A 25,841-nucleotide genomic window follows, 5' to 3' on the forward strand; every position below is an offset into this window, starting at 1 on the left:
CAACCCGTGTGGTACCAAAACACCAAAAATGACCGGAAAGATCCGCATCATTGATTACTATATCTATTTCTTTGTCCCGCTGGACAAGTCTGTGTCCGCGTCCGATATACGTCTTCATTTGCCATACCTCACTATGACACGCTCTTTAAGCTCATTAGCCGTAAAAACTATATGCGCCTTCGGTATACGCTTTTCCGTCTGCACAAGACTTCTTGCTCCTGATATCCGATTGACACAATGCACGGTGCTTCCCTGCAGCCGGAACAGCTCGTCCACAAGACGCTCTGTTGTCCGGCTCAGGATAAAGCACACCTCTCTGTCCTTTTCAGAAAGACCAGTTACATGAAACCAAAGCATTTGCCCGGGAGTGTAAGTATTGCGTTCGTGGATCGGAGTGCTGCGCAATGAACAATAAGCAGGAATACGGATACCTTCTGACGCTTCAGCATAGAAAACTCCCACTTCCTGCTCATAACGCAGAAAAAAACAGTGGACAGCCGTTCCTATAAACGGCTTTAAACATCTTTGCTTTGCAACGATAGCCTGCGCCTGAAATGCATTCTGAAGAGCTTTCGCCATATGACGCAAATCCGCCCTGCGCAAAGAAAAGACCGACTCTTTTCCTCCAAAACCATTTGCTTGATATTTTCTGAGAGTAAGTCCTTCTGATGTAAATTCACAGAGAACAGGACAGCGGAGCTTGTGAGTGTAAAACTGCTCCGCTGTCTGCCTGAGAATGCCTTTTATCTCATCCTCGCAAAGCCCGTATTTGAAAGCAATTTCATCAAAATATGCTTTCAACCACAAAGCTCAATTCTCCCCTGATTGCCATCTTCCATCACGATAATGAGGATGTCGTCAAAAAATGCAGCGTAATCCCGCTCATCTTCAGGCTGAACAGCCATACGAAGGACAAGGTCCTTAACATTGTTTAACTTCTTATTGACTTCGTTAAGCTGCACAAAGGCGTTAATAGTGTTGTCGTTATAATCAGTGTCATTCATGATGTTTTTCCGTTTTTAGTTTTTTCGTTTTTTTATCACCCCGTTTTTTCATTTTTTGTTTGTTTTTTAGTTTTTTCGTTTGCACCGCCTGCGGCGTCGGCATCAGGTTCATCGAAAGTGCTTTCAGAGTGGGAAGATGAGTCTGATTTCGGTTTTGAGAGCAACTGAACATCTTCGACCTTGATCGTATGCTTCGTGTGGAACTGCCCTTCGGTGTCCCAAGATGAGTATTCCAGCTCACCGGTGACAAGTACCTGCCTGCCTTTCTTTAAAAGAGGCTCCATTATCTTAGCGTATTCGCCCCAGATCGTAGCACCGATGAAGAAAGGCTTTTCCTTGTCTTTATCCTTCTTAGGTTTAGTTGTAGCGATGGTGAATGAAAGAATAGCTGTGTCTTCGCCAGGGAGAAAGCGCAGCTCAGAGTCTTTTGTAAGATTGCCGAGAAGTATAACTTCATTTTTGTAAGGCATGATAGATAACCTCCAGTGAGTTTCTAAAATAGAAATGTCTGGGAGGGTAAATTCATGTTCACAGATAATGCTAATCAGGGTATAATGGGCAGATTATTAGGTAGAGGGTTATAGAATGAATAAATTTCTAATGATTATGCTGGTTATATTAATTTCAATTACAGCACTTGCTCAAACTACTTACACGATAACTAAGAGTAATTTCAACCTTCTTGAAGTTAATGGTAGCCCTTACTCGGGATGTAACAATACACTAAAAAATTCTACGGTTGAAATACTGGAAACCGTACCTTTCAATAATGATCCTAATCCAAACCAAAAAATTTTAATGCGTAAAGTTAAAGTTCTGACTGGTGGATGCAGTGGGCATATCGCTTATCTTTATAAGGGTAGTTTTGAAGAGTAATTTGGCACACTTTTGGCACACTCTGGGTAAGATTCGGTAATATTCGATAATGTCGGCTTACTGATAAATAACGTATATTGTCGTACTGAACTGAATTTTATGCGTTCGACTCCCGCATCGCCCGTTTCTGGCACACCAAAACAATTAAAAAATGCCCCTGTAGTCATTTTAAATATACTAAGGAGCAGTTCAAATTACTTTTTGAGAGTGCCGTCAACCTTGTCTTTCGTTTCTTTAGTCCAGTTATCTTTTGGTCTTGAAGTAGAATATTCTACGTTCTTATCAATCCCTTTGTCTTTTCCCTGAGAATCCGAAGGATAGTTATGGTTCTTACCAAATTTGTCAGACATGATATTCCTTTTATGACCAGCGAGAACCGCGTCTTCTAAACTCCTGCACGATCTCTCTATAAAGATTATTATCACCGTTCTGTTTGGCATAGTATCCGGCTTTCTCCAGACAAGTTCCACATATTGCATAAGGGAATTGCCTTGATATGTTAAAGCTATACGTGCTTCCGCAATTCTGACACCTTATTGACTGATAGTCTCCGTTTTTAACCTGATTCATTATATCGCCGAAAAAACCCATATAATTCTCCTGTTATAAAAAAACACTAATCTTCAGAGGTATAGCTGTAGCCACATCCTTTGCATAAATAAGTCCCATTGCCGTTTGTATACCACTTGTATTGCTTACACCTTGGACACTGGCAGTGATTGGGAACCGAATAAAAAGGGCCATACTTTTCTTCAATTTTTTTGACAACTTCTTCTGTACTCAAAACACGCCTCCGTATAATTTGATAAACATAAAATAACACATAGAGAACATTAAATCAACCAAACGAGAACTAGTCTGAAATATGTTTAGAATATTTCACATATATTATCTATCAGGATTATTACACTATCCTCCATTTTATGTTATGATTCATTGCAGACCGGAGGAAGGATGGGAAACATATTAAACAACAGAAAGATAGGGCTTGCCCTTTCAGGTGGTGGCGTAAGAGCTATAGCATATCATGCAGGTGTTGTAAAATATCTTGCCGAACACGGTCTTATGAAGAAAATTACCAATATATCATCAGTTTCCGGCGGCAGTCTGTTCACCGGACTCGTGCTTCATCTCTCACAGAACAGATGGCCTAACGATACCCAATACATCGCAGATATCCTGCCGAAACTCAGAGAAATGATGATCTTCACATCATTGCAGCAGTCCGGTATGTCGGCTCTAATGAAATTTTCCAACTGGAAGCACGTTTTAAACAGAAGGAGCCTGGTCATCTCACAGACTATAGAATCTTTATGGGGTATAAACTCCGTCCTCGCCGACCTCCCACGAAACCCTGTCTGGACAATCAACTGCACAAACGGGGAAAACGGGCAGCGTTTCCGGTTTAAAAACGAAACAATGGGTGACAACAAAACCGGATATACTTCTGCCAGAATGTTTAAAACGGCAGACGCCATGGCAGCATCCGCGGCATTTCCCATTGGCATAGGTCCAGTTGAAATAGATACGGCAGCCTATAAATGGGAGCTTGAAATTCCTTACGGTTCAGATCACAAAGAACGTGTTAAACCGGAATTCGGCACACTGCACATATACGACGGCGGACTTTACGACAACCTCGGGACCGAAACATTTTACGAGGTCAGTGAACATGGCGTTAAACTTAATACAAAAGACGTTGATTATATTATCATCTCCGATGCCGGTTCTCCATTTACAGAAACTCCGCTCTCAGACCCGTTTTCTCTCAGCAGGGTCAATAAACTGATCAACATACTAATGGAGCAAAGCAGAAGGCTCAGAGTGAACTCGTTCATGTATTTTATGAAGTACAATGGAAACGCTGGAATTTACATCTCTCTTGCAGATAATTCCCTCCTTTCAATAACAAACGACGACGACTTCACTCTGAACGAAGTCAGCGCCGCCAGAAGCCTTCCGACTTCGCTTGATCAGATGACAGGATTCGAGTTCGATTCTCTTGTAAAATGCGGATACAACTCAATGCGACTGAAAACCGACACGCTGTAGTCTTCCTTAATCAGATTCACGATTTAACAATAATATAATAATAAACTTATGTTCATCAATAAAAAATCATAATCTTATTATGCACTATTTTACAACGTATTAGACAAAAACAGGCACACAGTACACACAATGAATTCACACCAGAATTGACAGGAGGTGTTATAATTTAAACATAAAATATTCACAGGAGGAAATCATGTCAGTAAATATGCTAATAGGACTTGATTTTAAACTTTTGGGAACAGATCTCAAAGCAGGATACCTCAAACTCGACAAAGGGTTCAAAATTCTGCTCACACAGCCCGAAACTGAAAAGAATGAAGGCATCTCCATTGCGCAGTTCATAGCGGATGTTGAGAAACTCGCCGGCAAACAGGAAGGGCTTTCAGCAGACGATATAAAAAACAAAATAAAGTCATCATCAGAAAACAGCAAAATCAACCTTGATGAAATCAAGATTAAGCTGTCGTCAATATATCTGAAAGTGGTCAGCGACGGAACAAAAACCGATTGCGAATACGCTTTCAGGTTGGATATTCTTGCGGAAGGTCTTGTTCCAACCGCCATAAAATCCATAATTGACGTCAAACTTCTCACCATTGCAATCTGGAATACTGCAAACGATAAAATACTTCAACAGCTCTCAATCCCTGCCGAACTCCAGAATGCCTGAGAAAAAGCCGTCCATAATGCTCGGAATAAAGGGAGCCGTATGCGGTCTCCCTTTACAGGCGGGCTTTATAAACGACAACGGACATATTTACTGGTACGGAAAAGCGAGCTTGCAAAACGATTCTGTCGCTGGACTTTTCAACTTTGTCGGAGGCGGCATCGGTGACAGCATAGTGAAAAACTGTCCGTCAGCGGTCAGTCCCATCCATTGCGATATCGACGTGTTCAGTAACAGGAACGGAAACGGATTCCGTCTGGACACCGACAGTCTCTTCATCAGCGGGCTCAAATCCGGTGGTGATTCCGCAATTCTCCTGAAACTGAACGACAGCGGAACTTCCGGCAAACTTGCGGAGATAATAGGTACTATCAGAAAAAATCTGAGCGTATCCGACTTTTATGTCATGTTCCGAAGCGGCAAAAGCATCACCCTGCCCGCCCTGTGCGGTTCTGCATCAAACGAAAAGATACCTGAACCTGCCGACAGTTATAACGTAATTCTCAGCGGCAGATTCGTTTTCGGACAGGGAAGCGTTGTTTCTTCTGCATTCAAAGAGATTTTCGGCATAGAACAGCTATCGCTGTTTCTGGGAGCTGACACGGATAAAGGCGCATTTGCCTGTACACTTGCTATCCCTGACAAGGACGGGCAATACGTCAGCGTAAAAGATATGTACATATCAGCAGGATTCGCCGCCGGACTGAGTTTCACCATGAGCGGCACTTTTCAGATAAAGGCAGATATGCTCAAAGGTTTATATTTCAGAACAGCCAGCAGTTTTTCACCCGGCAGCTTTATGATATCCGGCGAGATGATAAGTGCAGAACCCGTTAAGCTGGCGGACTGGATTTCACTGGGCGGAATAATCATCAGTCTCGGCTTTGACAAGGGCATAACGGTCGGGATGTCCGCATCTCTGTACATCAGAAAGCTGTCGATGTTTTCCGCCGTGATGCTGGAATGTGCAGGTTCCGCTGTGAACCCTCTTCTGCTATGCGCCGCGGTGAACAAGCTGTCCATCCCAGACCTGTTTGTCAACCTGACGGGAACGGATGTGGAAGCCGTTCATACGCTGGATTTCATACAGATAAACAGCTTCAGCCTGACAACTTCGGACAGCAGATTCGACACGTCAAAGGTGGATGCCAAAGACGCGGAATATATCGCAAAACAGTTTGCGGAAACCGTACCGGATAAGACCCTTGCCTTGTCGGCAGGCAGCTTAAAGGTACAGAAATCCGGCGAAGACTATTCGCTGACCGATACCTCAAGAATGAGACTCTACACAATCACGAAGGATGGAAAGATACTGCTGAACGCGCAGTTCTATTTTTCGGATATAATCGGCGAAAAGCAGTTCGGCAGCTATAAGATAAGCGCGGGAATATTTTTATGCGGAGTTGTCAGCATCTTCGACATAAAGTTTGCTCTGCTGATATCATACCGTCCCAACGACGGACTTACGGCTTTTGCTAAGATAGACGCTTTCGACCTTAAAATAGGCGGATTCAGCATATGCAAGGTATCAGGTTCGAAAGGCAAATCAGACCTGATCACGCTGCCTGCTGACAGCGTTGTGAAACAGTTCTCTCAGGATGCGCAGGACGGCGTGGTGTTTTTCCTGTCGGCGGGCAAAAAGGACGTCCAATTCTATTTCGACGGACGTATCGAACTGCTGAACGGGCTGATAACGGCGGAAGCACGCCTGATGTACATTCAGCGCAATATCTCCCTGTATGCTTCGGTGAATTTCCTTGGCGTGTTCAAAGCGACAGTGAAGATTGAAGCGTCATACGCAAATTTTTCGAACGCCTTTTTCTCGCTATACATACTGATAGACACCAGCGGACTGGAAGACATGCTGAAAGGCGTCACGGAGCGTATAAACAGAGCCATTGAAAAGTTGCGGGCAAACATCGACGGCGCAAAAAGGTCTCTGGACAGCGCCCAGCAGAACGTCGATTCGCTGTATCAGCAGATTAACTACATGAACAGCCTTATAGACGGATGCCGCAACGCCATCAGCAATGCACACTGGTGGGAAAAGGCTTTCGTAGCCATTGCGAAGGGGCTTGAGATAGCCGGATACGAGATAGCCAAAGCAGGGATTTACGTCGCCATCGGCACCGCGACAGCCGCCCTCCAGATTGCTAAAGCGGCGGTGAGCTTCGCGGGGGCACTCAGCGAAGAGGTTTTAAAGCTGGTGAATAACGTCATTAATGCTGCGGCTTCTCTGCTGGTTATAAAAAAAATGGAGATTGAGGCAATGGTATCCGGCAGTCAGCAGACTTTCAGGGCGGCTGTGACATTCAGAGCCATAGGACACGAATACACCGCCCAGATCAGCTTCGGGCACGGCACAAGCGCCGATCAGTTCAAAAACAACGCAACCGGCAGTATGAACGGACAGATGGAGGGCGATCTGAACCGTCTTGAAAACGGTCAGTCTTCCGGCAGGATGAAAAAAGACGTATTCGAACTGCCCACTCACGAGGAGATGGTGGCAAGCATACAGAATGCGATGAACCTTCTGCAAAACTCAGGACAGATGATGTCGTCTATGATAGACGGGTATAAAGACGAGTTCGGCGAGGATTTCTCCAGATTTCAGGAGCTGCAAAGGTCGTTTGCCGACACACTGTCTCAGGTGAAGCAGTCGCTGGCGGCAACAACGGACGCTGTTGAAATAGATTCACTGAAAAACACTGTCGATGCCATGAACAACCTTACAAGCGGCGAACACAACCTCACGGATGAAAACGTTTCAGAGATAAATGACGCATCGGAAGCGTTTAAGAACGTTTCAGAACTCCACGGTCTTGTAAGTTCAGCCATATCCACTGTTAACGGGGTCATAGCCGAAACGGACAGAAAGGAAAAACCCGCAGGCAGGCGTGCAAAAAAATCAGGCGAACCGTCAAAAGATATGAACGCGTTCATGCAGAAACTGGCGAAGGAGGTAAACACTCGTTTCTATACCCCGCAGGATACGGGATATATCAACCTTGCGAAAGAGCCTGTGATTCTGGAAAGCATAAACGGAACGATAGAGCAATTCGGCGGAGAACCCCTTAAACAGCCGCGGCGCGGCAGAGCGAAAGAAGCGCCGTACACTCCGAGAATATAATTACAGGAGGCAGATTATTATGATAGGCATAACAACTGATGGCGAATACACCCAGTTTGACAATCCCAGAGATTTCTATGACAGCACAGTGCGCGCGTTTTCAGGCGGCAACGGACGGGCGATATGCCACAGGTTCAGCTATTACAACATTGAAAAAGCGTTGTGTTATAACCTGGATACTAAGAACACGGATGCAATTAAATCTCTGTTTTCGATAGTAACGGATAATGATGAGGCTCTGACGAACGAACTGTATGAAAAAATGAAGATGTTGGAACAAAACAACTATACGAACGTTATACTTCTGAATACGGTACTCGGTATACTCAATAATGCCCCCGCAAATCTGAAAACAGGTGACGCAAGCTGGAACAGCTCTCTGGGAAACGCTTTCGACCCTCTCCAGTGGATTTACAAAGAAGATGACGGGATTATAAAATATGATGCTAAATTCAAACTTAACGAGGAACTATGTCTACCGGAAGACGGTTTCTATCTTACTGACGAAAGAGATGGCAGAATGCTTCACAGGCTTATCAATGAGGTTCCAACCTACGACGAAGACTGCATAAGCATCTACACAGCAAGAAGAGATAATGACGACAGTCCGTTCATATACTGCTCATCAAATAAAATAAAATTTGTACCGACAGATAACTCCTATGCCTCCAGCGAAAAAATATTCTATCTCTTTGAAGAAAAATGGTACCCATTTTCAGGGGATTAGGGAGCGGACATGAGCAATACAACCACTTTAAACAACGTAGGGCTGTCGCTGTCAGGCGGCGGTGTGCGGGCATTGGCATTTCATGCGGGACTGCTGAAATTTCTGGCAGAGAACAACCTCATGGAGAAGGTTACAAACGTATCCTCCGTTTCCGGCGGCAGCCTTTTCACGGGACTGGTCTTCCATTACGCGAAGAACAAGTGGGCGGGCGATACAGAATACCTGAACAGTGTCCTGCCGCAGATAAGAAAACTCATTACCACTACCTCTCTGCAAAAAAGCAGCATGGCGGCACTCATTAAACCTTCGAACTGGAAAAATATCCTGAACAGAGGCGCGGTGATAGCCCAGACCATAGAATCACTTTGGGGTATAAAATCCCGCCTTTCAGACCTCCCGCAGGCTCCTGTCTGGACAATCAACGGCACAAACGGGGAGAACGGGCGCAGGTTCAGGTTTAAAAACGGGACAATGGGCGACTATAAAACCGGATATGCCGCCGCAGGCAGCTTTAAAACTGCAACGGCAATGGCGGTGTCGGCTGCCTTTCCCATAGGCATCGGTCCCGTTGAGATAGAAACGGAAAAATATATCTGGGAGCGTGAAACCGGCTGGGAAACAGGTAAAACCGAGCGCGTTTATCCTCCTTATACCAAGATGCACATATACGACGGCGGGCTTTATGACAACCTTGGCACTGAGGCATTTTTTGACATAGGCAGGCAGTGCATCAAGTCCAGCGCAAAAAACCTCGATTTCATGATAGTTTCCGATGCAGGAACGCCTTTCGATGACAAGCCTGTTCCGAACCCGCTTTCATTCGGACGGGCGAGTAATCTTGTAAACATACTGATGGATCAGGACAGGTCATTAAGGGTGCGCTCGTTCCAGAATTTTTTCATAAACAATCGCGGGTCTGGCATGTATATATCAATGGGCGACGACCTGCTTAGTAATGTCGAACTGCACGAAGCGGGTCTTTCCACAGACGAGATAAACACGGCGAGGAATTACCCAACCACGCTTGAAATCATGAAAGAGAAGGATTTCGATGCGCTTGTGAAATACGGATGCGCGGCGGCGGGTCTCAGCTTAAAAAACAATTAAACTCAGGCGGAGGGCTTCCTCCGCCCGATTCATCTATTTTTTATAAACGATAAGCTCCAAACGGGCGCTTATTTTGAAGCGTACAATTCCGTTCTCGTCGGTGAACCTTTGCAGTTCCTTTTCGATATCGTTTTGCAGGGCGAACACCTCGCTTATCTCAAGCTCGTCCTGACAATATGAAACTGCCTCTTCAAAAGGCATTGTCTTGTTCCGTATCTCGTCAAAAATCTCGGAATAATAAGCTATGCCTCTGTCGTCCAGCCATTTGCGCATATTCTGCGAATTGTTGAACACGCGCGGTTTTACCTGACTCTTTCCGGCGATGTACTTTATGGGTTCAACATCCCTTTTTCCGCCCCAGCCAAGATATATGACAGCCTCCCTTGCGCTGTCGCGCACCTTCTGATAGTCCTCCGCGAGCTGCACGGCAGGTGTCATTGTGGACACGGCAATGTCCCATTGCTTTCCTCCGGTGTCGAAAGTATCCCAAGGACTTATGATTGTTTCTATGTTTTGGCAGCCCTCCGCCGCAGCGTCCTGCTCAAGCACAGAGAGCATCTCCTGTGATATGTCAATACCTGTGACACTGCCCGCCTCTTTCGCAATGCGGATGGTATAAACGCCTGTTCCGCAGCCGACATCAAGGATACTCTTTCCGCTGAAATCAATCCCAGCTTTTTTCATGGAATTTACGATACGCGCCTCAATAACGTCTTCGCTGCTCTTATATCTGGGATACGAACCCGATTTTTTCTTCCATCTGTCCAGCATATATTTGTGGTCTCTGCCGTTCCCTCTTGCCATGGCACCCTCCCTGCATTTCAATTATATGACATAATTACATGCACCTGCAAAAAATTAAAGACAAAAATTCCTTCCGTTTAACTGTAATAAACGTTTCATTATTAATGCGTTATTCAATATCAAAATTATGCGGCAGCAAATAAAGGTTAACACGTTATTCACCCGTTAGCGCATTATTAACAATATTGACACCGTTAATCTTTGTAATCTATAAGTTTATCAGAAGCGTTATTGTATTTATTATATAACGTATCAGGGAAGGTTCCATGTCAAAAATAACCAACGTCTCATCAGCCTCAAAATGGGAAAAAGGTGCTGTTGCAGGCGGCATATGGGGCACGTCTGAAATGTCTCTCGGCTCTGTTCTGCACAACATGCGTATTCCCATGAAAGGCTACATACTTACGTTCATCGCAATCACCCTTATGTCCGGCATAAACATCAGGTGGCGGCAGAAAGGTCTTTTCTACAGAGCGGGGCTTTCTTCCGCACTCCTTAAACTGTTTTCCCCAAGCCCGAACCTTATAGTTCCGGCAATCGCCATAACAATTGAGGGGTTCCTAATGGAGCTTGGCGCACGCATAGGCGGAAACAACCCTATAGGCTATGCCATCGGAGGCGGGTTTGCGCTGATATGGACGATACTTCATAAATTTTTCAGAGCCTTTATGATGTTCGGTCCCAACATCTATATCCTTTACGAGCAGTTCTTCGAAGGCACTGTGGGACTTGCAGGGCTCAAACACATCGACCCGATATGGGGCATAGCTGCTCTTATTGCCATATATTTCATCTGCGGAGTCATAGCCTCTGCTATCGGCTCATTCATAGGGCACAATCTGGAAACCAACATCAGAACAATCACATACACAGAAAACGTTCCGTCGTTCAAACCGGAAAAGCAGAAAGCGGCAGCACCATCAAACTTCAAACCGTCGCTGGTATGGATGTTCTTTGCTGTGCTGGCGATGCTGGTCGGTCTTATTTTCATGCATTCGTATCCCTCTGTGATACCCTTTCTGGGAATCTATTTCATCTTCGCTGCAATACGCTATTCAAAATCGCTTAAAAGGATGCTTAATCCTAAATTTTATATCCCCGTGCTGATAGTCTCATTCCTTTCCGGCGCTTTCATCTATGCCGGAGACAAAGGGATGCTCAGCCCCAAAGCCATATCAGGCGGTCTGGCAATGGTTTTCAGGGCGTGCCTCATGACCATAGCTGTTAACGGCATACTGAACGAATTTAAACATCCGCGCATAGCCGCAGCAATACGCAGAAAGTACGGCGACAGGATGGACAAAACCGTTGCGACCGCATGGGAGACAAACCGCGCCGTCGGCTCCGTGGTAACAGGCAAAGATATCCGTACAAAACCAATGAGCGCAGTAAAGCAGTTACTGATAACCGCCGACAATATGCTGGACGACGTTAAAGCGAACGTGACACTAGTTACGGGCGCTGTTGATGCCGGAAAAACAACGTTCATGGCAGCAGAGGCGGACAGGCTGAAACAGGATTTCCGGGTATGCGGATTCATCTGCCGCGCAAACGTTTATGCGGAGAGGAAGGACGATTACAGACTCACCGACCTGGTTACGGCAGAGGAAATACCCTTCTGCAAACGCAATGCGGAGGGTACTTTTGACTTTTCAGACGATGCCGTAAAAATATTCGAAGAAAAGGTGCTGAAAGACTCGGAAAACGCGGATTACGTTTTCATAGACGAAGCCGGAAAACTTGAAATAAACGGCGAAGGCTGGAACGCGCTGATAACTGAGCTTCTGCGCAGAAGGATAACGATTGTCATAGCCGTGCGTGATACGTTCGTGGATGAGTTTCTGGACACCTTCGCAATCAAACGCGCAAATATAATAAAAAGATGATAAAGACCACCTCGTTCTATATTTGCTTGGGCTTATGTTCGTTCTGCACGCCTTCGAGAAAAAAACGCAAAAAAGACTATTCCGCAGGACAGAATAACGCCTGCAAAACCGTACATCACCTCGAAACCAAGCCATCCGCCGATGATGCCGAGCACTATTGCGCCCGTGGTTATCCCCACGTCCATGAAAGACGTAAAGAATGCCAGCGCACCTGCCCTCTCCTGCGGCTCAGTCTTGTCCACAACGTATGCCGTAAGCGCGGGCATAAAAGCACCGAAACCAAGCCCGAAAAGCGCGCCGATGAAAGCCAGCATATACAGGTTTGACAGAAACGGCAGACAGAAGGTGGCGACAGCAAGTACCGACAAAAACGGCAGAACAACTTTTCTGCGCCCATAGATATCTGAAAGTTTACCCGCCGCAACTCTGCTCAGCAGCGTAAAGACAGCATAAACCGTAAAAAATATGCCGAAATCAGCCATACCTTTCTCCGGAGCATAGACCGGAAGGAACGTTATAACGGTGCCATAGACGGTTGAAGCGCTGAAAAAGGTGACGGATGCCGCCAGAACAGGCGGTTTCAGCCCGGCTTCAAATATCCCTTTTTTCTGCACGCCGTGGGTCTCCGGTCTGCGGTCGTCTATAAGCAAAAGCGAAAGAAAGGACAAGGCCGCCGTTATGGCGGACAGTGAGAACAGATAATTAAAATCATGGGTGATGGTGATTATACGGCTGCCCCATGCGGGAAAAAGCGCCATTGCAAAAACGTTGGCAACGCCGTACACACCCATAACCTCGCCTCTGCGCTGTATGGGCGCGAGGTCGGCAACGTAGGCATATGCCGCGGCAAGATAACACCCGTGGGCAACGCCGTGAAAAAGACGTATGATATAAAGATGCGATATTCCGCCCGCATGTGAATATAGAACAAACAGGAGCGCAAACATGCCGGAACCAGCCAGAAGAAACTTTTTTCGCCCGTATCCGTCGGCGAGCTTACCGAAATATGGTCGCAGAATAACGGAGGTAAGCGTGAAAAAACCGACTACAGCTCCAATCTGCCCTGCCGAACCGCCGATATGGTGAACAAACTGCGGAATAGTTGGCAAAAGAAAATAAAAACTGCCGAAATAAAGAAAGCCCGAAACGCAAATGAGCACAAAATTCTTTGAATAAAGTTTAAAATCGTCCATCCCTGCCCCTTTGGGTTCCAATACTTAATAAGTATATTTGCTTAACAGGAATTGTCAAAAGATTAATCACAAGAAAAATATCATCCTGTTTAATAGAAATATTGAATTTTTGTATAATTGCTTGCATTTATGAATTAACATATTTCACATAAATATTATTTATTCTCTATTTTACAATAAATTATAAATAATAAACATTCATCTGAAAAAATGAAATAAACACAGGAAATATCACAGCAATACAATTATGTTTAACTTACGGCATATACCGTTATGCCTGATATAAAAATCAGAATCACCCTCGTTTCTCCGGAAACTGAAAGTTGAAAAACGGATACGATTTCTGTTATCCTGTTTTCAGAGGCAAAAATGCTCACTGATTTACTTAACGGCTTTATTGAAGAGATGGAAACTTTTCTGGATGGCTGGACGCGCCACATGGAGGCGGCAGGGTACCTTGAGCACACCACCGCCAAACGGGATGACTGCATCCGCAGTCTGCTCGGTGTTATCGAGCCGATGAAAAAGCATCTGGCGGAAGGAAAACCCGTCGAGTTTGCGTATATCATGAAAAACAGCAGAGAGATAGCAGACAGCCTTATCATGATGGCGGAACGCCACAAAGCCCGCGGAATCACTGCGGAGATGTTCTTCGGCTGTTTTAAAACTCTTATACACTCTCTTGACGACATTATCCTCTCATCTCCCGCTCAATCCGGTGAAAAACTCAGACTCTACATAGAGTTCCGCAGAATGCTCGATTGTGTTGAATCAATTGCCATATCCAAATGGGACAAACAGTCCAGAGACGACAGGATGAAGATGCTGGAAAGAACCGACCGCATACTCACCCTTGCCAAAAATAAATATGAGAACATTTTTCAGGTGACGTCAGACATCGTTCTTGTCACCGATTCCGAAGGGCGCATCCTTGAGATGAACCGCGCCGCTGAGGAAAAATTCGGACAGAACGCCATCGGTTCCGCCGTGTGGCTTTATATCGGTCTACAACCGATGCCCATGGGCGAACTCCTGAAAGAATACCCGGCACAGGCACAGAAAGAGGTGCGTCTGCCAGACAACACCGCAATCGTCACTCTCGGCGTTGTGCCTCTGAAAAAAGTTTCTCTGGCTTCCGCAGGATACGTCATAATCCTCAGCGACATAACGTGTATGGTGGAGCATAGGGCACGGCTGGAACAGCTTGTTAACGAGCGTACGGCAGCGCTTTCAAAATCGGAAAACCTTTTCCGTTCACTTTTTTCCAGTGCGGGAGAAGGGATAATCCTTGCGGACAGAAACCTCGGCATAGTCCAGTCCAACGAAAAGGCGGATACCATGTTCGGATTCGGCAGCATAGGACTTACCGGTATAAATTGCGCTAAAATATTCCACCCCGACGGTTTCAAAACAATTAAAAACAGCTTTGCAGACACAGACATAAGCAGTACGGAAACCATGTGTGTAACAACCCGCGGAGATTCGTTCCCCGCAAACGTGACCACCAGCAAACTGACGCTCGGCAGTGAACCTTTTCTGCACCTGATTGTGCGCGACATCACTCAGCAAAAACTAATGGAAGAGAACATACTCCACGAGAAAGCGGCTGCGGAGGAGATGAACGTCACCCTTCGCAATGTTATGAAGACCATAGGCAAGGATAAGGAAGAGACCGAACGCACCATAGCGCAGCGTATTACAACGCAGATACTTCCTTCCATGCAGAAACTTGCAGCCGAAGACAACATTGAGATACGAAAAATGTACGCCAACATGATAAAAGAACAGCTCTCATCGCTGACAGGAATAAACGCGGCGAACAGCGCAAGCCTTATGAAGCTGAGCAAGGCGGAGATACAGATATGCCAGCTTATTCAGGCTGGAAAAAGCAGTAAAGAGATAGGCGACATAATGAATATCTCTTTTGAAACAATGCAGACCCACAGAAAGAACATCCGCAAGAAACTTGGGCTCAACGGCAAAGACCTGAATCTTTACTCCTTTCTGACCAACACCTGAGACTGCTTCGTTGCACCCGCAGAGACCGTCTCTCAATTGCTTTTCATAACCGAGCAGTTCAAGGCGGAGGTTATAAAAAATACAAAATTAGACAAAGCGGGAAGATGCGAGCTATGCAAGGAAGATTTTCTGAGATGAGCAAAAGCATACAAATGATGTATGTGTTGCGAATGAAGTGAATCTGACGCAGCAGAGCGAAGTATATTGCCGCGCATATCGGGTAGAAAACATACCCGATAATTACCCCATCTCTAACATTCATCCACCATCCATACCCGTCTATAATAACGTATAAAAAACGTATGAGGCGGAAATGTATAACGCAGAAAATACCCAAAACATCCTTGAACAACTGCGTGACTTCTTTTATTTCGGAACGCAGGATACAATGAAACAGGCATATCACGAAATGTGCCGAATTAACGGAAAAGAGCCGTCACAAACCGACTGGGTAGAAGAGGAATACTGCTTCAACAGGCTGTTTGTCGGTCCATCTGCACCTGCCGCTCCGATGCTGGCATCCTATTATCTGGAAACTGATATGGCATATAACGGTCATGTAACAAAATGCGTTAAAAACCTTTACCTCACTATAGGGCTTGAACTGCCGAACGGCGTGAACATACCGGAAGACAGCCTCCCCTTCGAACTGGACGCCTGCCGCTATCTGACACGGCTGGAGAACATCGCCAAAGAGGCTTCGGAAATCCGTAAATACTTCATAAAAAACCATATGAACGAGTGGGTAAGGCTGTTTCTCAGCAAAACTGAGCACGAACAGAAAACGCCCGCCGTTGACTATATGCTGTTTATTCTTAAACGGTGGATAGAATCCGCCGTTGCCGAACTAGCTGCTCAGGAGGTCTAAAATGGACGGCAACAAAAAGCAGAGACTTGAAGATGTCTGCTCCCTATCCCGACGCGAGATATTGAAAGGTCTTGCGGCTGCTGGGGCACTGGCATCCATCCCTGCGGGTCTTTTTAAAGCGGAGGCGTGGGAACGCACGACGTATCAATCCGGTCTGAAAACTTTCCGCAACGCCTGTCCCAGAAACTGTTACGACACATGCAGTATCGTGACATATGTTAAGGACGGCGCAATCGAGTTTGTCGAAGGCGCGAAAGAATCAACGTTTACCGACGGCGCGCTCTGCGTTAAAGGCTTTTCATACCCCAGAAGAGTCTACAGCCCTGACAGGATCAAATACCCAATGATTCAGGACAAACGCGGAAGCGGAAACTGGCGGCGCATAAGCTGGGATGAAGCTCTTGGCATAATCTCCGACAAGATACTTGAAATGAAACAGAAGGATGGCTCACTTCTCGGCATGGCGCTGGACAAATACTCAGGCAACTTCGGCATAACCCATTACGGCGTTGAGGGCATGTTCTCGTCCCTCGGCTACACCACACGCTTTGTCGGAACGCCCTGCTGGCCTGCGGGCATAGACGCACAGAACTTCGACATGGGCAACATGTGGTGCAACGACCCCGAAGACATGGTAAAGGCAAAATATATCATCGTATGGGGTGGAAACCCTGCTTGGAACTCCGTTCATACTATGAAATTCATATACGAGGCACAGGCAAGAGGCGCAAAACTCGTGGTCATCGACCCTATCCTCACCCAGACAGCAGCAAAAGCAGACACTTATATCCGTGTTAAAACCGGACAGGATGGCGCTCTGGCTTTGGGAATGGCGAAGCACATAGTTGAAAAAGGGCTGTACGACAAAGAGTTTGTGACCAAATATGCAAAAGGCTTCAAAGAATTTAAAGCGTATCTGGACAAGCACGTCACAGTTAAATGGGCGGCTGCCGAAACAGGTGTAAGCGAAAAAATTATCCGTCAGATAGCCGATGAATACGCGAAGGCGGATCCTGCGACAATCTGGATAGGATACGGGATGCAGCGCCACACCAACGGCGGCGCATCCGTGCGCTCAATCGATGCTCTTGCGGCACTCACCGGAAACATCGGCAAAGAGGGCGGCGGCGCGAGATACGGGCATCTCTCCACATGGGGATTCAACTACAACGCAATGGTGCAGAAACAACCCGAAGGCTCAGTGGGCTACACAGGAAAGGACAAGATTAAAAGCGAGTTTGACCAGACAGCGGGAGAAGCGCAGTCATACTCCGACAGAACCATAAACATCAACAAGATAGCAGAGTCGATACTCACAACGGACGAGCCTCCTATACGTCTGTTGTGGGTCGCCTGCAAAAACCCGTTTGCGCAGGATTTCGACCGCAATAAGATGAAAAAGGCGTTCTCAAAACTCGAAATGGTTGTCACTGTTGACCAGTTCTTCAATGAAACCGTCCAGAACTCCGACATTGTGCTCCCCTGCACAACGCTTTTCGAGGAGAACACAGTCAACGTATCCTACTGGCACTACTGGATGAGCCTGAACGAAAAAGCTATCGAAAACCAGTACGAGGCGAAATCCGACCTTGAGATAGCTGCTCTGCTCTCCGCAAAAATGAACGCAAAGGTAGCAGGTTCATGCACTTTCCCGCAGATAACCGATACAAAAGTGTGGATGGAGAAAGAGTTCAACGACGGAATTTACAAATATTTCGGCATAAAAAGCTGGGAGGAGCTTAGAAACGGTCCAAAAAAAGCCATTCTCACCTCCACAGCCTCATGGAGCGACAAAAAATTCGGCACGCCTTCCGGTAAATACGAATTTATGTCCGACCTTGCCAAAGAGTACGGACACAAAGCGCTTCCGGAATATAAGGAACGCAGGAAGCCCTACGGAAAATTCCGCATACTCACGCCCCACACCCAGTTCGGGCTGCACTCACAGTTCAACAACATCGACTATATGGAGGACTTCAATAAGGGTCCCCTCGTATACATGAACCCATCAGCCGCCAAAGCCAAAGGGATCAAGGACGGCGACACTGTAAAGGTCTCAAACAAGACCGGAGCCGTCACTCTGAAAGTTAACCTGACAGAGAACATAGCGCCCGACGTACTTCTCATGTATGAGGCGTGGTTCAAGGGAAAGGATTTCAACGTTCAGGAGCTGGTTGACGACACGTCCAGCGACATGGGCACCTTCAAAACGGGAGCCCCCGGCGTTGCCATCCACGACCAGTTCGGCGACATAGTGAAGGCATAGAGGGGGATGACATGAAAAAACAGCTTGCCTTTATGGTAAATTCTAAAAAATGTATCGGCTGCTACTCCTGCGCCATGGCATGTAAAAACCAATATCATCAGGAACCGGGCGTGGCATGGAGAAACCTTCAGCCGCTGGAGGCAAAGGACTATCCCCACAGGGACAGAGCCTTCTTTTCGCTCTCATGCAACCACTGCGAAAAACCCGTCTGCGTGCAGGTCTGCCCTGTAGGCGCGCATGTAAAACGCGAAAAAGACGGCATAGTGGTTCACTCGTCCGACAAATGCATCTACTGCCGTCAGTGCATAAAAAGCTGCTCATACCACGCGCCCAAGGACAATGAAGTGCTCCAGCGTGCGGAGAAATGCAGCATGTGCGTTGAACGTATCGACGCGGGACTTATGCCAGCCTGTGTTCAGGGCTGTCCGGCAAAAGCTCTTACACTGGTGGAGCTTTCCGCTCCGGAAGCACAGAAAGGCGTGCAGTATCCGAAAGGATTCGGCAAATTCACACGGCTTAACCCGTCCACAAGGTTTGTCGAGGCGAAAGCTCCGCAGCTTGTGCTGGCGGTTAAGGATAACTGACAATACGGGGCGTTTAAGGCGCCCCAACCTAAACCTATGAAAATATTATTAATTTTCGTTTTAATGAGTACTTCCGGCATAGCAGCATATGCGGATACTGTCATATCTGCTCCGACAGACACGCCAATCCGCATACGCACAGAAGCACCGGAACCGAAAAAGGGGGGAGGAGATTTCTATACCGTAAAGGTATCTGAGGTTGAAGGTATGACAGCCGAAGCGGCAATACCGGAAACAACTCTGATATTCAACAGAGAGGGTACCTTTTCGGTGGATATCTCTGTCATACATATATCCAAAGGAAGCTGCGGAGGCGTCGAATCATCTGTTTATTCAAAACAGAAGCTCACAATAAAAACCGGCAAACTCAAATAAATACGAAACAATAGAAATTCTTCTTTATTGTTCGTGACTTAAATTTCAAATTACTGGCAATTACGCAAAAAACATGATAAATATATATTATAATGTTTTTGGGAATGAGACTATGAAACCAATTTTCAGCAGCCTCAGATATCGTATTCTCGCCTTTACGGCGGCTCTTATGTCTGTTGCTGTTTTTATTCTTATTTTCAGTACGTACTTCAAACTGCGCAGCGATATTATCAGTAAAAATGAAGAAGCGTTCGCCATGTTCGGCAAAGTCTTTGAAACCGAACAGGAGACTATGATAAGGCAGTATTCCCTTGGGCTGGACACTCTCACCGACAATCAGACACTTGTGGAAAAATTTGCCCGCAGAGACCGCGAAGGGCTGGCAAAACTGGTTGATAACATTTACGATACACGGCTGAAGCATCTTTACGACATAGAACAGTTCCAGTTTCATATTCCACCCGCAGTCAGTTTTTACAGGGTACACAGCAAACAGAATTACGGCGATAACCTGCAAAGTTTCAGAAAAACCGTGGTTAAGGCAAACGAACAGAAAACCATGGTGGCTGGTATTGAAGCCGGCAGAGGTGGGCTCGGTCTGCGTGTTGTCAAACCCGTCTGGTATAATTTCGAGTCTGTCGGAACAGTGGAGTTCGGCGGCAGCATAGACAATATGCTCCGCAATGCAAAATCAGGCACAGGTATAGATTATTCAGTCGCTCTGGATAAAAAGATGGCCAGCAAAGCGAAATTTTTTCAGGAATCATCCCCGTGGCTTCATTATAAAAACCTTCTGGTATATGATTTTTCCTCCGAACGCGCCAAAAAAATAGTCGCAGCTAATTTAATGGAAAAGAAAGGCATATTCCGATTTTCCGACAAATTCTATATGACCAGCAAAATACCGCTTTACGACTATTCATCTAACAGGATAGGCTGGCTTTTTCTTGTCAATGATACAACCAGAGAAGTTACCCAGATGTATTCGGCAGTGATGAAACAGGCTGCTTCCATAGCCGCATACGGGCTGTTTGCCCTGGCGCTTGTGTCCGGTTTTATGATAAAAGTGCTTTTCAGACCCATAGAAAACATAGCAAAACACGTCACCGATAATGAAATAACCCTTGAAAAGGAACCGAAACTGCTGTCGTTCAACGAAAACACGGAAATAACCGTTCTGGCTGAGGCATACAATAACCTCAGCATGAATCTCTACAGCAATCTCTGGGAACAGAACAGGCAGATACACGCCATTGAAGATATAAACAAAAATCTTGAAAATACTATAAACAACCGCACAAAACAGCTTGAAGAAGCAAATCAGCGGCTGGAATCAGCTCTGGACAACTACAGATACATCAATGAGGTTAAGACCGAATTCCTTACAGATATGAGCCACGAAATACGCACTCCGATGAATGCAATATTGGGTTTAAGCTATCTCGCGCTGCAAACCGGACTTAATCCCAAACAGTACGAATACATCAGCAAAATACATTCCTCCGCCACACTTTTGATGGAGATAATCAACGATATACTCGACTATTCCAAAATAGAAGCGGGAAAACTGGAGTTGGAAAACATCAGCTTTAACCTGCCCGATCTGGTAAAAAGCATAAAGGATATCCTTGAGGTTCAGGCGGAGAAGAAAAAAATTTCGCTGTATCTGGAAATAGGCGGCAACGTGCCCATGTATGTTAAAGGAGACCCGACCAGACTTACTCAGGTACTATCCAATATAGGCTCGAACGCTGTCAAGTTCACAGACAAAGGCTCCGTGACGATAACGATAGACTGCACTGAGTCAAATATGTCCTACAGCACTCTGAAATTCAGCATCAAGGATACCGGAATAGGCATCCCCGCAGATAAAATAAACAGAATTTTCTCTTCATACGAACAGATTTCCAGCAAAACTTCCAGAAAATACGGCGGTTCCGGTCTGGGACTTTCAATTTGCAAAAAAATACTGGACAAAATGGGCAGCACTGTCTTTGTTGAAAGCGAACCCGGAAAAGGAAGCACGTTTTCTTTTACACTCAAAATGAAAAATACCGACGTAACCAGAGCGGAGGATATGAAAGAACGCTCAGGCATACTGAAAAGAAGAAGGATACTCGTATCCGAAAATATGTCCGGCGAGCAGGGGAGTATCTCCTCGATATTCAGGGAACTTCTTGCCGACGTGGTTTCCGCGGACAGCAGTATCGAGCTAATGAAGATAATAGGCAATAACCTGAAAAACGACGGCACACTGGGATTCGACCTGATTGTGCTTGAAAACCGTCTGCACGAACCTTCACCCCTTGAGGTTTTCGAAAAACTGAATGCAGACGTTTCGCTTCTGCCGCCTGTGATATACATAAGCAGTGAACAACCGGAAAAAGATACCGGACTTAAAATAACCACTCTGGCAAAACCTGCATCCCCCACCCTTCTGTTCCATACGGCAGTAACTGCCATAACCGGACAGGCTTCCAAAGACGAACTGCCGGAACTTCTCAGCGCGGGCACAACCGGACACAGGATACACGTTCTTGTGGCGGACGACAACAGCCTTAACCGTGAAGTCGCCAGCGAGTTCATGCAGCTTCTCGGCGTCAGTGTCAGCTTTGCGGAAAACGGCAGAGAAGCTGTTAAAGCTGCGGAAGAGGAGACCTTTGATGCAATTTTACTGGATATCATGATGCCCGAACTTGACGGCTATTCCACAGCCAGAATGATACGAGAGGGAAAACTGAACGCAGACACCCCCATTTATGCAATGACTGCCAGCGTAATAGACGAAGACAAACTGAAAATGAAAACGGCACTCATGACGGGAGCCATCAGTAAGCCGTTAAAGATAAATGAGATATCCAAAGCTATTACTGAAGCTGTGCGCATACGATCCGAAATACCGGTCGGAACACACATGTTCGATCCGTCAGGTCACATAGATTTCACTGCCGGACTAAGCGGCTTCGGAGGCAATGAGGCACTGTTTATCAAGGCTTTGCAGGAGTTTCTGAAAGCTGCGGAAACCATCCGCAAGGAGACCGCTGCCCAGTCTGACAATACAGCACTTACCGATATTTTCCGCTCACTCGGTTCATATGCAGAAAATCTTGCCATGCCTAAACTGGCACAAACGGCTAAAAACGCAGAATCAGCAACCGAATCGGACGACGGGAAAAAGACCGGAGAGGCGGTTGCCCTGCTGCTGGAAGAACTTAACAAAGTCGGCAATATCGTCGCACAAAATCTTAAAATCAAAGCCTGAAATGGCACTCTAATTGCTTTCCTATGTCTATCTTCTTTTAAGGAGGAAAGAATGGACACAGAGGCATTTTTCAACGAAAAGGAAGACGAAAGGATAAAGCAGCTCACAGGCATTGCAAACCTGCACATATCCATAGCCCGCGACCTGCTTTCAACCGACAAACCACTCTCCCGCGAGGAGATGGAAAGTCTTCTGAATCTGCTGATAACGGCAAACGAGGCAAAACGCCTTGCCCAGTCGCTTAAAGAAGGTCAGGATGTCAGAAAAACAGCGTAACTGAAAGCCCCGCAATAATATTTCTGGCGGGGCTTAGTTAACATCCTAACAATTCGCTTTGCGCTTTTTAAAGACAGCCTAAGACAAGGCTTGCTCTTTATATAATTATCATGTACAGTCATCCCCATACTTATAATTATTTATCGGGCGTTTGAGTGAAAGAAGATACTCTTATTAAACGTATTTTGCGGGAAAACAACGTCGTCACTGTCTTTCAGCCTGTGGTGAGTCTGAAAGAAATGAGAATTGTAGGGTTTGAAGCCCTCTCCAGAGGCATCTGTTCCGAAACAGGCAACATTATCCAGCCAAGCATCATGTTTGAAATGGCGCGGGCTGAAAACTGTGACCTTGATCTGGATCGTCTCTGCCGCCGCACGGCAATGAAGTCGTATAAAACCATCCCCGACTACAATAAATATCTGCTGTTTCTGAACATCGATACCTGTGTCATCGATAAGAACGATACGGAATCGGCAAACTATACGAAAGCGCTTACAGACGAGTTCGGCATCAGCTATTCCTCCATCTCCCTTGAGATTGTGGAATCGAAGATAGAGAACAACCACAACCTCGTCAATTTTGTGGATAACTATAAAAAACTCGGTTATTACGTCTCTCTGGACGATTTCGGTGCCATGCACTCAAACATGAACCGTATCATACTTTCGAAACCCAACATTATCAAAATCGACATGGGACTGATACGCAACATCCACGATAACTATTATCAGCAGTCAATAATCACATCCATAATAGATATTGCGAAAAAGACCGGAGCGCTCACACTTGCGGAAGGGCTTGAAAATATGGAAGATATCATGAAAAGCTATGAACTGGGCATAGACCTTTATCAGGGCTTTTTCTTCCACAGACCATGTATCGACGTAGGCAGCGCCATCGGCTTCATTCAGGACAAGATAAACTATACCGTGGGCTACGTTAAGAACAAGCTGGCGGAAAATGTCACCATCAGAAAGAACAGACACACAAACTTTGAGAATATAACTTCGCTCCTGAAACAGGAGGCAAAGGGAAGAAACCTTGAGGCGTTCTATAAAGCGCTTATAGCTAACATAACTTTTTTCCCTGAGATAGAGAGAATATTCATTCTTGACAATGCGGGGATGCAGACTCTGCCTTCCGTTATGAATCCGTCCCACGAAATAAGAAAAACAAAGTCTTTCAGCATGTTTCATGAAAACCACTCCGACCACTCACTGAAAGACTATTATTACTACTTGAAAAAACTGGATGCCGGACGATATTTTACTGACACGTTTATCTCAAGCACATCCGGAAACATTTTGCGAACGATGTCATGCACCCTAAACATCAGGGACGAAAATTATATTCTGTGCATAGACTTTATTGATAGTCTCAAATCCTGAGAACTGCGGAGATTTTTTTGGAAAACATCGGTTTTGACATTGCTGAAATTGTAGAAAAAGAACTTATACGGATTGAGTTTCAGCCTATCCTGAGCCTGAAGCTCAAAAAGGCCGTCGGCGTTGAGGCTCTTTGCAGGGGTATCAACCCCGCCGACCGTACGGTTATTTCCCCAATTACTCTCTTCAGTGAAGCTAAAAAACACAACAAAGTGCTTGAACTGGACAGGCTCTGCCGCAAAACGGCAATGAAAGAGTTCGCAAATATACGCGATCATGCAAACCTTGTTCTTTTCCTCAACTTTGACGCGTCCGTTCTGGACAACGTTATTGACGAGGACAAGTCATGGACGAAAATATATGCCGACGAAGCCGGACTGAAATATCAGAACATCGCGGTCGAGATACTTGAATCGAAAATAGAGAACAACGCCAAGCTGGAAGCCATAACGGAGAAATTCTCTGCGCTTGGCATGTTCGTGGTTCTGGACGACTTCGGCGCGCTCCACTCGAACCTCAACAGGCTTGTAATATCAAAACCGGACATCATCAAAATAGACAGAAGCCTGATCCACAACGTAAGCCAGAGCTATTATCAGCAATCAATCATAAAATCCATCATAGACCTCGGAAAGAAAATCGGTTCACTGACCCTCGCCGAAGGCGTAGAGTCCAAAGAAGACGTAATGAAATGCCATGAGCTTGGCGCAGACCTGTTTCAGGGGTTCTTCTTCTCAAAACCTAAAAGCATCAGCGATCTTCAGGACTTCTGCTGCCGGTCAATGATGGACGGGCTGTCTTATGAAATTAAAGACTACATGGCTGTGAACCTAGAACAGAAGCGCTTTCAGCACGCAAATTTCGAAAGTATCCTCAACAGGATGCTGGACGAAGTTGTCAACACCGGATCGGAAGATTTCAGGCATGTATCCGAAGATTTCATCAGAACGCATAAAGACATAGAATGTGTCTACTTCCTTGATGAAGACGGGGTGCAGGTGGGAGACACGGTATGCGGATTTAACATACCGGATAACGAACACAGTCTGTTCCACCCTTCAAAAACAGGCACAGACCACTCTCTTAAAGAATACTTCTATTTCATAAACAGTCTTAACCTTCTTTCATACTACACAGACCCTTATATTTCACTGGCAACTGGTATGCTTTGCCGAACTATGGCAAAAAGGTTTGAATCCGGAGACAGAACGTTCATTCTCTGCATTGACTTCATCGACAGCAGAGCGTGTAACCTCCTTTAGGCTGGATTCGCAGAAACGTAATTTAGTTCCGTCTTCGCAGGGAACACTGACCGAAGGCTGAATGAGCCCAGTCGAATAACGCGAAGACGCAACCT

At 45.9% G+C, this 25,841-nt stretch carries 22 protein-coding genes; 16 read left to right on the forward strand and 6 right to left on the reverse strand.

Annotated elements, in window-relative coordinates:
- Positions 1–114: 114 nt before the first annotated feature.
- The 3 genes from Q7P67_RS10755 to Q7P67_RS10765 all read right to left on the reverse strand — a co-directional run bounded on the left by Q7P67_RS10755 (position 115) and on the right by Q7P67_RS10765 (position 1,474).
- Positions 115–579 (reverse strand): hypothetical protein, encoded by a 465-nt coding sequence (locus Q7P67_RS10755; protein WP_303852024.1) that lies wholly within the window; start codon positions 577–579, stop codon positions 115–117.
- Between the two features lie 218 nt (positions 580–797).
- Positions 798–1,004, reverse strand: a complete 207-nt coding sequence (locus tag Q7P67_RS10760) for a hypothetical protein (protein WP_303852025.1) — start codon at positions 1,002–1,004, stop codon at positions 798–800.
- A gap of 35 nt (positions 1,005–1,039) precedes the next feature.
- A complete protein-coding gene (locus Q7P67_RS10765) occupies positions 1,040–1,474 on the reverse strand; it encodes a single-stranded DNA-binding protein (protein WP_303852026.1) in 435 nt (144 codons plus the stop codon).
- 130 nt (positions 1,475–1,604) lie between these two features.
- Here Q7P67_RS10765 and Q7P67_RS10770 point away from each other — a divergent pair, with 130 nt between their 5' ends.
- Positions 1,605–1,880 (forward strand): hypothetical protein, encoded by a 276-nt coding sequence (locus Q7P67_RS10770; RefSeq protein ID WP_303852027.1) that lies wholly within the window; start codon positions 1,605–1,607, stop codon positions 1,878–1,880.
- A gap of 194 nt (positions 1,881–2,074) precedes the next feature.
- Here Q7P67_RS10770 and Q7P67_RS10775 read toward each other — a convergent pair whose 3' ends face one another.
- Positions 2,075–2,230: a hypothetical protein gene (locus Q7P67_RS10775; RefSeq protein WP_303852028.1), complete on the reverse strand. Its 156-nt coding sequence runs from the start codon at positions 2,228–2,230 to the stop codon at positions 2,075–2,077.
- 604 nt (positions 2,231–2,834) lie between these two features.
- Here Q7P67_RS10775 and Q7P67_RS10780 point away from each other — a divergent pair.
- The 5 genes from Q7P67_RS10780 (at position 2,835) to Q7P67_RS10800 (ending at position 9,566) form a co-directional block, all read left to right on the forward strand.
- Positions 2,835–3,932 carry a patatin-like phospholipase family protein gene (locus Q7P67_RS10780; RefSeq protein WP_303852030.1) on the forward strand — a complete coding sequence of 366 codons (1,098 nt, stop codon included), beginning with the start codon at positions 2,835–2,837 and terminating at the stop codon, positions 3,930–3,932.
- Between the two features lie 196 nt (positions 3,933–4,128).
- A complete protein-coding gene (locus tag Q7P67_RS10785) occupies positions 4,129–4,605 on the forward strand; it encodes a hypothetical protein (RefSeq protein ID WP_303852031.1) in 477 nt (158 codons plus the stop codon).
- Positions 4,598–7,732: a hypothetical protein gene (locus Q7P67_RS10790; RefSeq protein WP_303852032.1), complete on the forward strand. Its 3,135-nt coding sequence runs from the start codon at positions 4,598–4,600 to the stop codon at positions 7,730–7,732. Before Q7P67_RS10785 ends, Q7P67_RS10790 begins: the two co-directional genes overlap by 8 nt.
- A 19-nt stretch (positions 7,733–7,751) precedes the next feature.
- A complete protein-coding gene (locus Q7P67_RS10795) occupies positions 7,752–8,459 on the forward strand; it encodes a hypothetical protein (protein WP_303852033.1) in 708 nt (235 codons plus the stop codon).
- Positions 8,460–8,468: 9 nt separating this feature from the next.
- On the forward strand, positions 8,469–9,566 hold the full coding sequence (locus tag Q7P67_RS10800) for a patatin-like phospholipase family protein (protein WP_303852034.1): 1,098 nt from the start codon (positions 8,469–8,471) through the stop codon (positions 9,564–9,566).
- Positions 9,567–9,599: 33 nt separating this feature from the next.
- On the opposite strand, the gene Q7P67_RS10805 is transcribed toward Q7P67_RS10800, so the two are convergent.
- Complete coding sequence (locus tag Q7P67_RS10805) at positions 9,600–10,370, reverse strand: class I SAM-dependent methyltransferase (protein ID WP_303852035.1); 771 nt, start codon at positions 10,368–10,370, stop codon at positions 9,600–9,602.
- Positions 10,371–10,636: 266 nt separating this feature from the next.
- Between Q7P67_RS10805 and Q7P67_RS10810 the strand changes: the two genes are divergently transcribed.
- Positions 10,637–12,256, forward strand: coding sequence for a nucleoside-triphosphatase (locus Q7P67_RS10810; RefSeq protein WP_303852037.1), 1,620 nt, complete (start codon positions 10,637–10,639; stop codon positions 12,254–12,256).
- 32 nt (positions 12,257–12,288) lie between these two features.
- Here the strand turns inward: Q7P67_RS10810 and Q7P67_RS10815 are convergent, their stop codons facing one another.
- Positions 12,289–13,449 (reverse strand): MFS transporter, encoded by a 1,161-nt coding sequence (locus tag Q7P67_RS10815; protein WP_303852038.1) that lies wholly within the window; start codon positions 13,447–13,449, stop codon positions 12,289–12,291.
- 369 nt (positions 13,450–13,818) lie between these two features.
- Here Q7P67_RS10815 and Q7P67_RS10820 point away from each other — a divergent pair, with 369 nt between their 5' ends.
- The 9 genes from Q7P67_RS10820 to Q7P67_RS10860 all read left to right on the forward strand — a co-directional run bounded on the left by Q7P67_RS10820 (position 13,819) and on the right by Q7P67_RS10860 (position 25,746).
- Complete coding sequence (locus Q7P67_RS10820) at positions 13,819–15,468, forward strand: PAS domain S-box protein (RefSeq protein ID WP_303852040.1); 1,650 nt, start codon at positions 13,819–13,821, stop codon at positions 15,466–15,468.
- A gap of 313 nt (positions 15,469–15,781) precedes the next feature.
- The gene (locus Q7P67_RS10825; protein WP_303852042.1) at positions 15,782–16,336 is read left to right on the forward strand and encodes a molecular chaperone; all 555 of its coding nucleotides are present in this window, start codon (positions 15,782–15,784) and stop codon (positions 16,334–16,336) included.
- A 1-nt stretch (position 16,337) separates the two neighbouring features.
- Entirely contained in the window at positions 16,338–18,602 is a 2,265-nt protein-coding gene (locus tag Q7P67_RS10830) for a molybdopterin-dependent oxidoreductase (RefSeq protein WP_303852043.1), read from the forward strand.
- 11 nt (positions 18,603–18,613) lie between these two features.
- Positions 18,614–19,186, forward strand: coding sequence for a 4Fe-4S dicluster domain-containing protein (locus Q7P67_RS10835; RefSeq protein WP_303852045.1), 573 nt, complete (start codon positions 18,614–18,616; stop codon positions 19,184–19,186).
- Positions 19,187–19,249: 63 nt separating this feature from the next.
- On the forward strand, positions 19,250–19,561 hold the full coding sequence (locus Q7P67_RS10840; RefSeq protein ID WP_303852047.1) for a hypothetical protein: 312 nt from the start codon (positions 19,250–19,252) through the stop codon (positions 19,559–19,561).
- Positions 19,562–19,673: 112 nt separating this feature from the next.
- Complete coding sequence (locus tag Q7P67_RS10845; RefSeq protein WP_303852049.1) at positions 19,674–22,823, forward strand: ATP-binding protein; 3,150 nt, start codon at positions 19,674–19,676, stop codon at positions 22,821–22,823.
- Between the two features lie 51 nt (positions 22,824–22,874).
- The gene (locus Q7P67_RS10850) at positions 22,875–23,099 is read left to right on the forward strand and encodes a hypothetical protein (RefSeq protein WP_303852051.1); all 225 of its coding nucleotides are present in this window, start codon (positions 22,875–22,877) and stop codon (positions 23,097–23,099) included.
- A gap of 155 nt (positions 23,100–23,254) precedes the next feature.
- Complete coding sequence (locus tag Q7P67_RS10855) at positions 23,255–24,487, forward strand: EAL domain-containing protein (protein WP_303852053.1); 1,233 nt, start codon at positions 23,255–23,257, stop codon at positions 24,485–24,487.
- A gap of 17 nt (positions 24,488–24,504) precedes the next feature.
- A complete protein-coding gene (locus tag Q7P67_RS10860) occupies positions 24,505–25,746 on the forward strand; it encodes an EAL domain-containing protein (RefSeq protein WP_303852054.1) in 1,242 nt (413 codons plus the stop codon).
- Positions 25,747–25,841 lie beyond the last annotated feature (95 nt).

This window comes from Seleniivibrio woodruffii, from assembly GCF_029267515.1.
In the GTDB taxonomy this organism is placed as follows: domain Bacteria; phylum Chrysiogenota; class Deferribacteres; order Deferribacterales; family Geovibrionaceae; genus Seleniivibrio; species Seleniivibrio woodruffii_A.

Bases quoted from the DNA above. Each gene is read 5' to 3' on its own strand.
- Q7P67_RS10755 (WP_303852024.1), bottom strand. From the start codon at position 579: ATGGCGAAAGCTCTTCAGAATGCATTTCAGGCGCAGGCTATCGTTGCA.
- Q7P67_RS10760 (WP_303852025.1), bottom strand. From the start codon at position 1,004: ATGAATGACACTGATTATAACGACAACACTATTAACGCCTTTGTGCAG.
- Q7P67_RS10765 (WP_303852026.1), bottom strand. From the start codon at position 1,474: ATGCCTTACAAAAATGAAGTTATACTTCTCGGCAATCTTACAAAAGAC.
- Q7P67_RS10770 (WP_303852027.1), top strand. From the start codon at position 1,605: ATGATTATGCTGGTTATATTAATTTCAATTACAGCACTTGCTCAAACT.
- Q7P67_RS10775 (WP_303852028.1), bottom strand. From the start codon at position 2,230: ATGTCTGACAAATTTGGTAAGAACCATAACTATCCTTCGGATTCTCAG.
- Q7P67_RS10780 (WP_303852030.1), top strand. From the start codon at position 2,835: ATGGGAAACATATTAAACAACAGAAAGATAGGGCTTGCCCTTTCAGGT.
- Q7P67_RS10785 (WP_303852031.1), top strand. From the start codon at position 4,129: ATGTCAGTAAATATGCTAATAGGACTTGATTTTAAACTTTTGGGAACA.
- Q7P67_RS10790 (WP_303852032.1), top strand. From the start codon at position 4,598: ATGCCTGAGAAAAAGCCGTCCATAATGCTCGGAATAAAGGGAGCCGTA.
- Q7P67_RS10795 (WP_303852033.1), top strand. From the start codon at position 7,752: ATGATAGGCATAACAACTGATGGCGAATACACCCAGTTTGACAATCCC.
- Q7P67_RS10800 (WP_303852034.1), top strand. From the start codon at position 8,469: ATGAGCAATACAACCACTTTAAACAACGTAGGGCTGTCGCTGTCAGGC.
- Q7P67_RS10805 (WP_303852035.1), bottom strand. From the start codon at position 10,370: ATGGCAAGAGGGAACGGCAGAGACCACAAATATATGCTGGACAGATGG.
- Q7P67_RS10810 (WP_303852037.1), top strand. From the start codon at position 10,637: ATGTCAAAAATAACCAACGTCTCATCAGCCTCAAAATGGGAAAAAGGT.
- Q7P67_RS10815 (WP_303852038.1), bottom strand. From the start codon at position 13,449: ATGGACGATTTTAAACTTTATTCAAAGAATTTTGTGCTCATTTGCGTT.
- Q7P67_RS10820 (WP_303852040.1), top strand. From the start codon at position 13,819: ATGCTCACTGATTTACTTAACGGCTTTATTGAAGAGATGGAAACTTTT.
- Q7P67_RS10825 (WP_303852042.1), top strand. From the start codon at position 15,782: ATGTATAACGCAGAAAATACCCAAAACATCCTTGAACAACTGCGTGAC.
- Q7P67_RS10830 (WP_303852043.1), top strand. From the start codon at position 16,338: ATGGACGGCAACAAAAAGCAGAGACTTGAAGATGTCTGCTCCCTATCC.
- Q7P67_RS10835 (WP_303852045.1), top strand. From the start codon at position 18,614: ATGAAAAAACAGCTTGCCTTTATGGTAAATTCTAAAAAATGTATCGGC.
- Q7P67_RS10840 (WP_303852047.1), top strand. From the start codon at position 19,250: ATGAGTACTTCCGGCATAGCAGCATATGCGGATACTGTCATATCTGCT.
- Q7P67_RS10845 (WP_303852049.1), top strand. From the start codon at position 19,674: ATGAAACCAATTTTCAGCAGCCTCAGATATCGTATTCTCGCCTTTACG.
- Q7P67_RS10850 (WP_303852051.1), top strand. From the start codon at position 22,875: ATGGACACAGAGGCATTTTTCAACGAAAAGGAAGACGAAAGGATAAAG.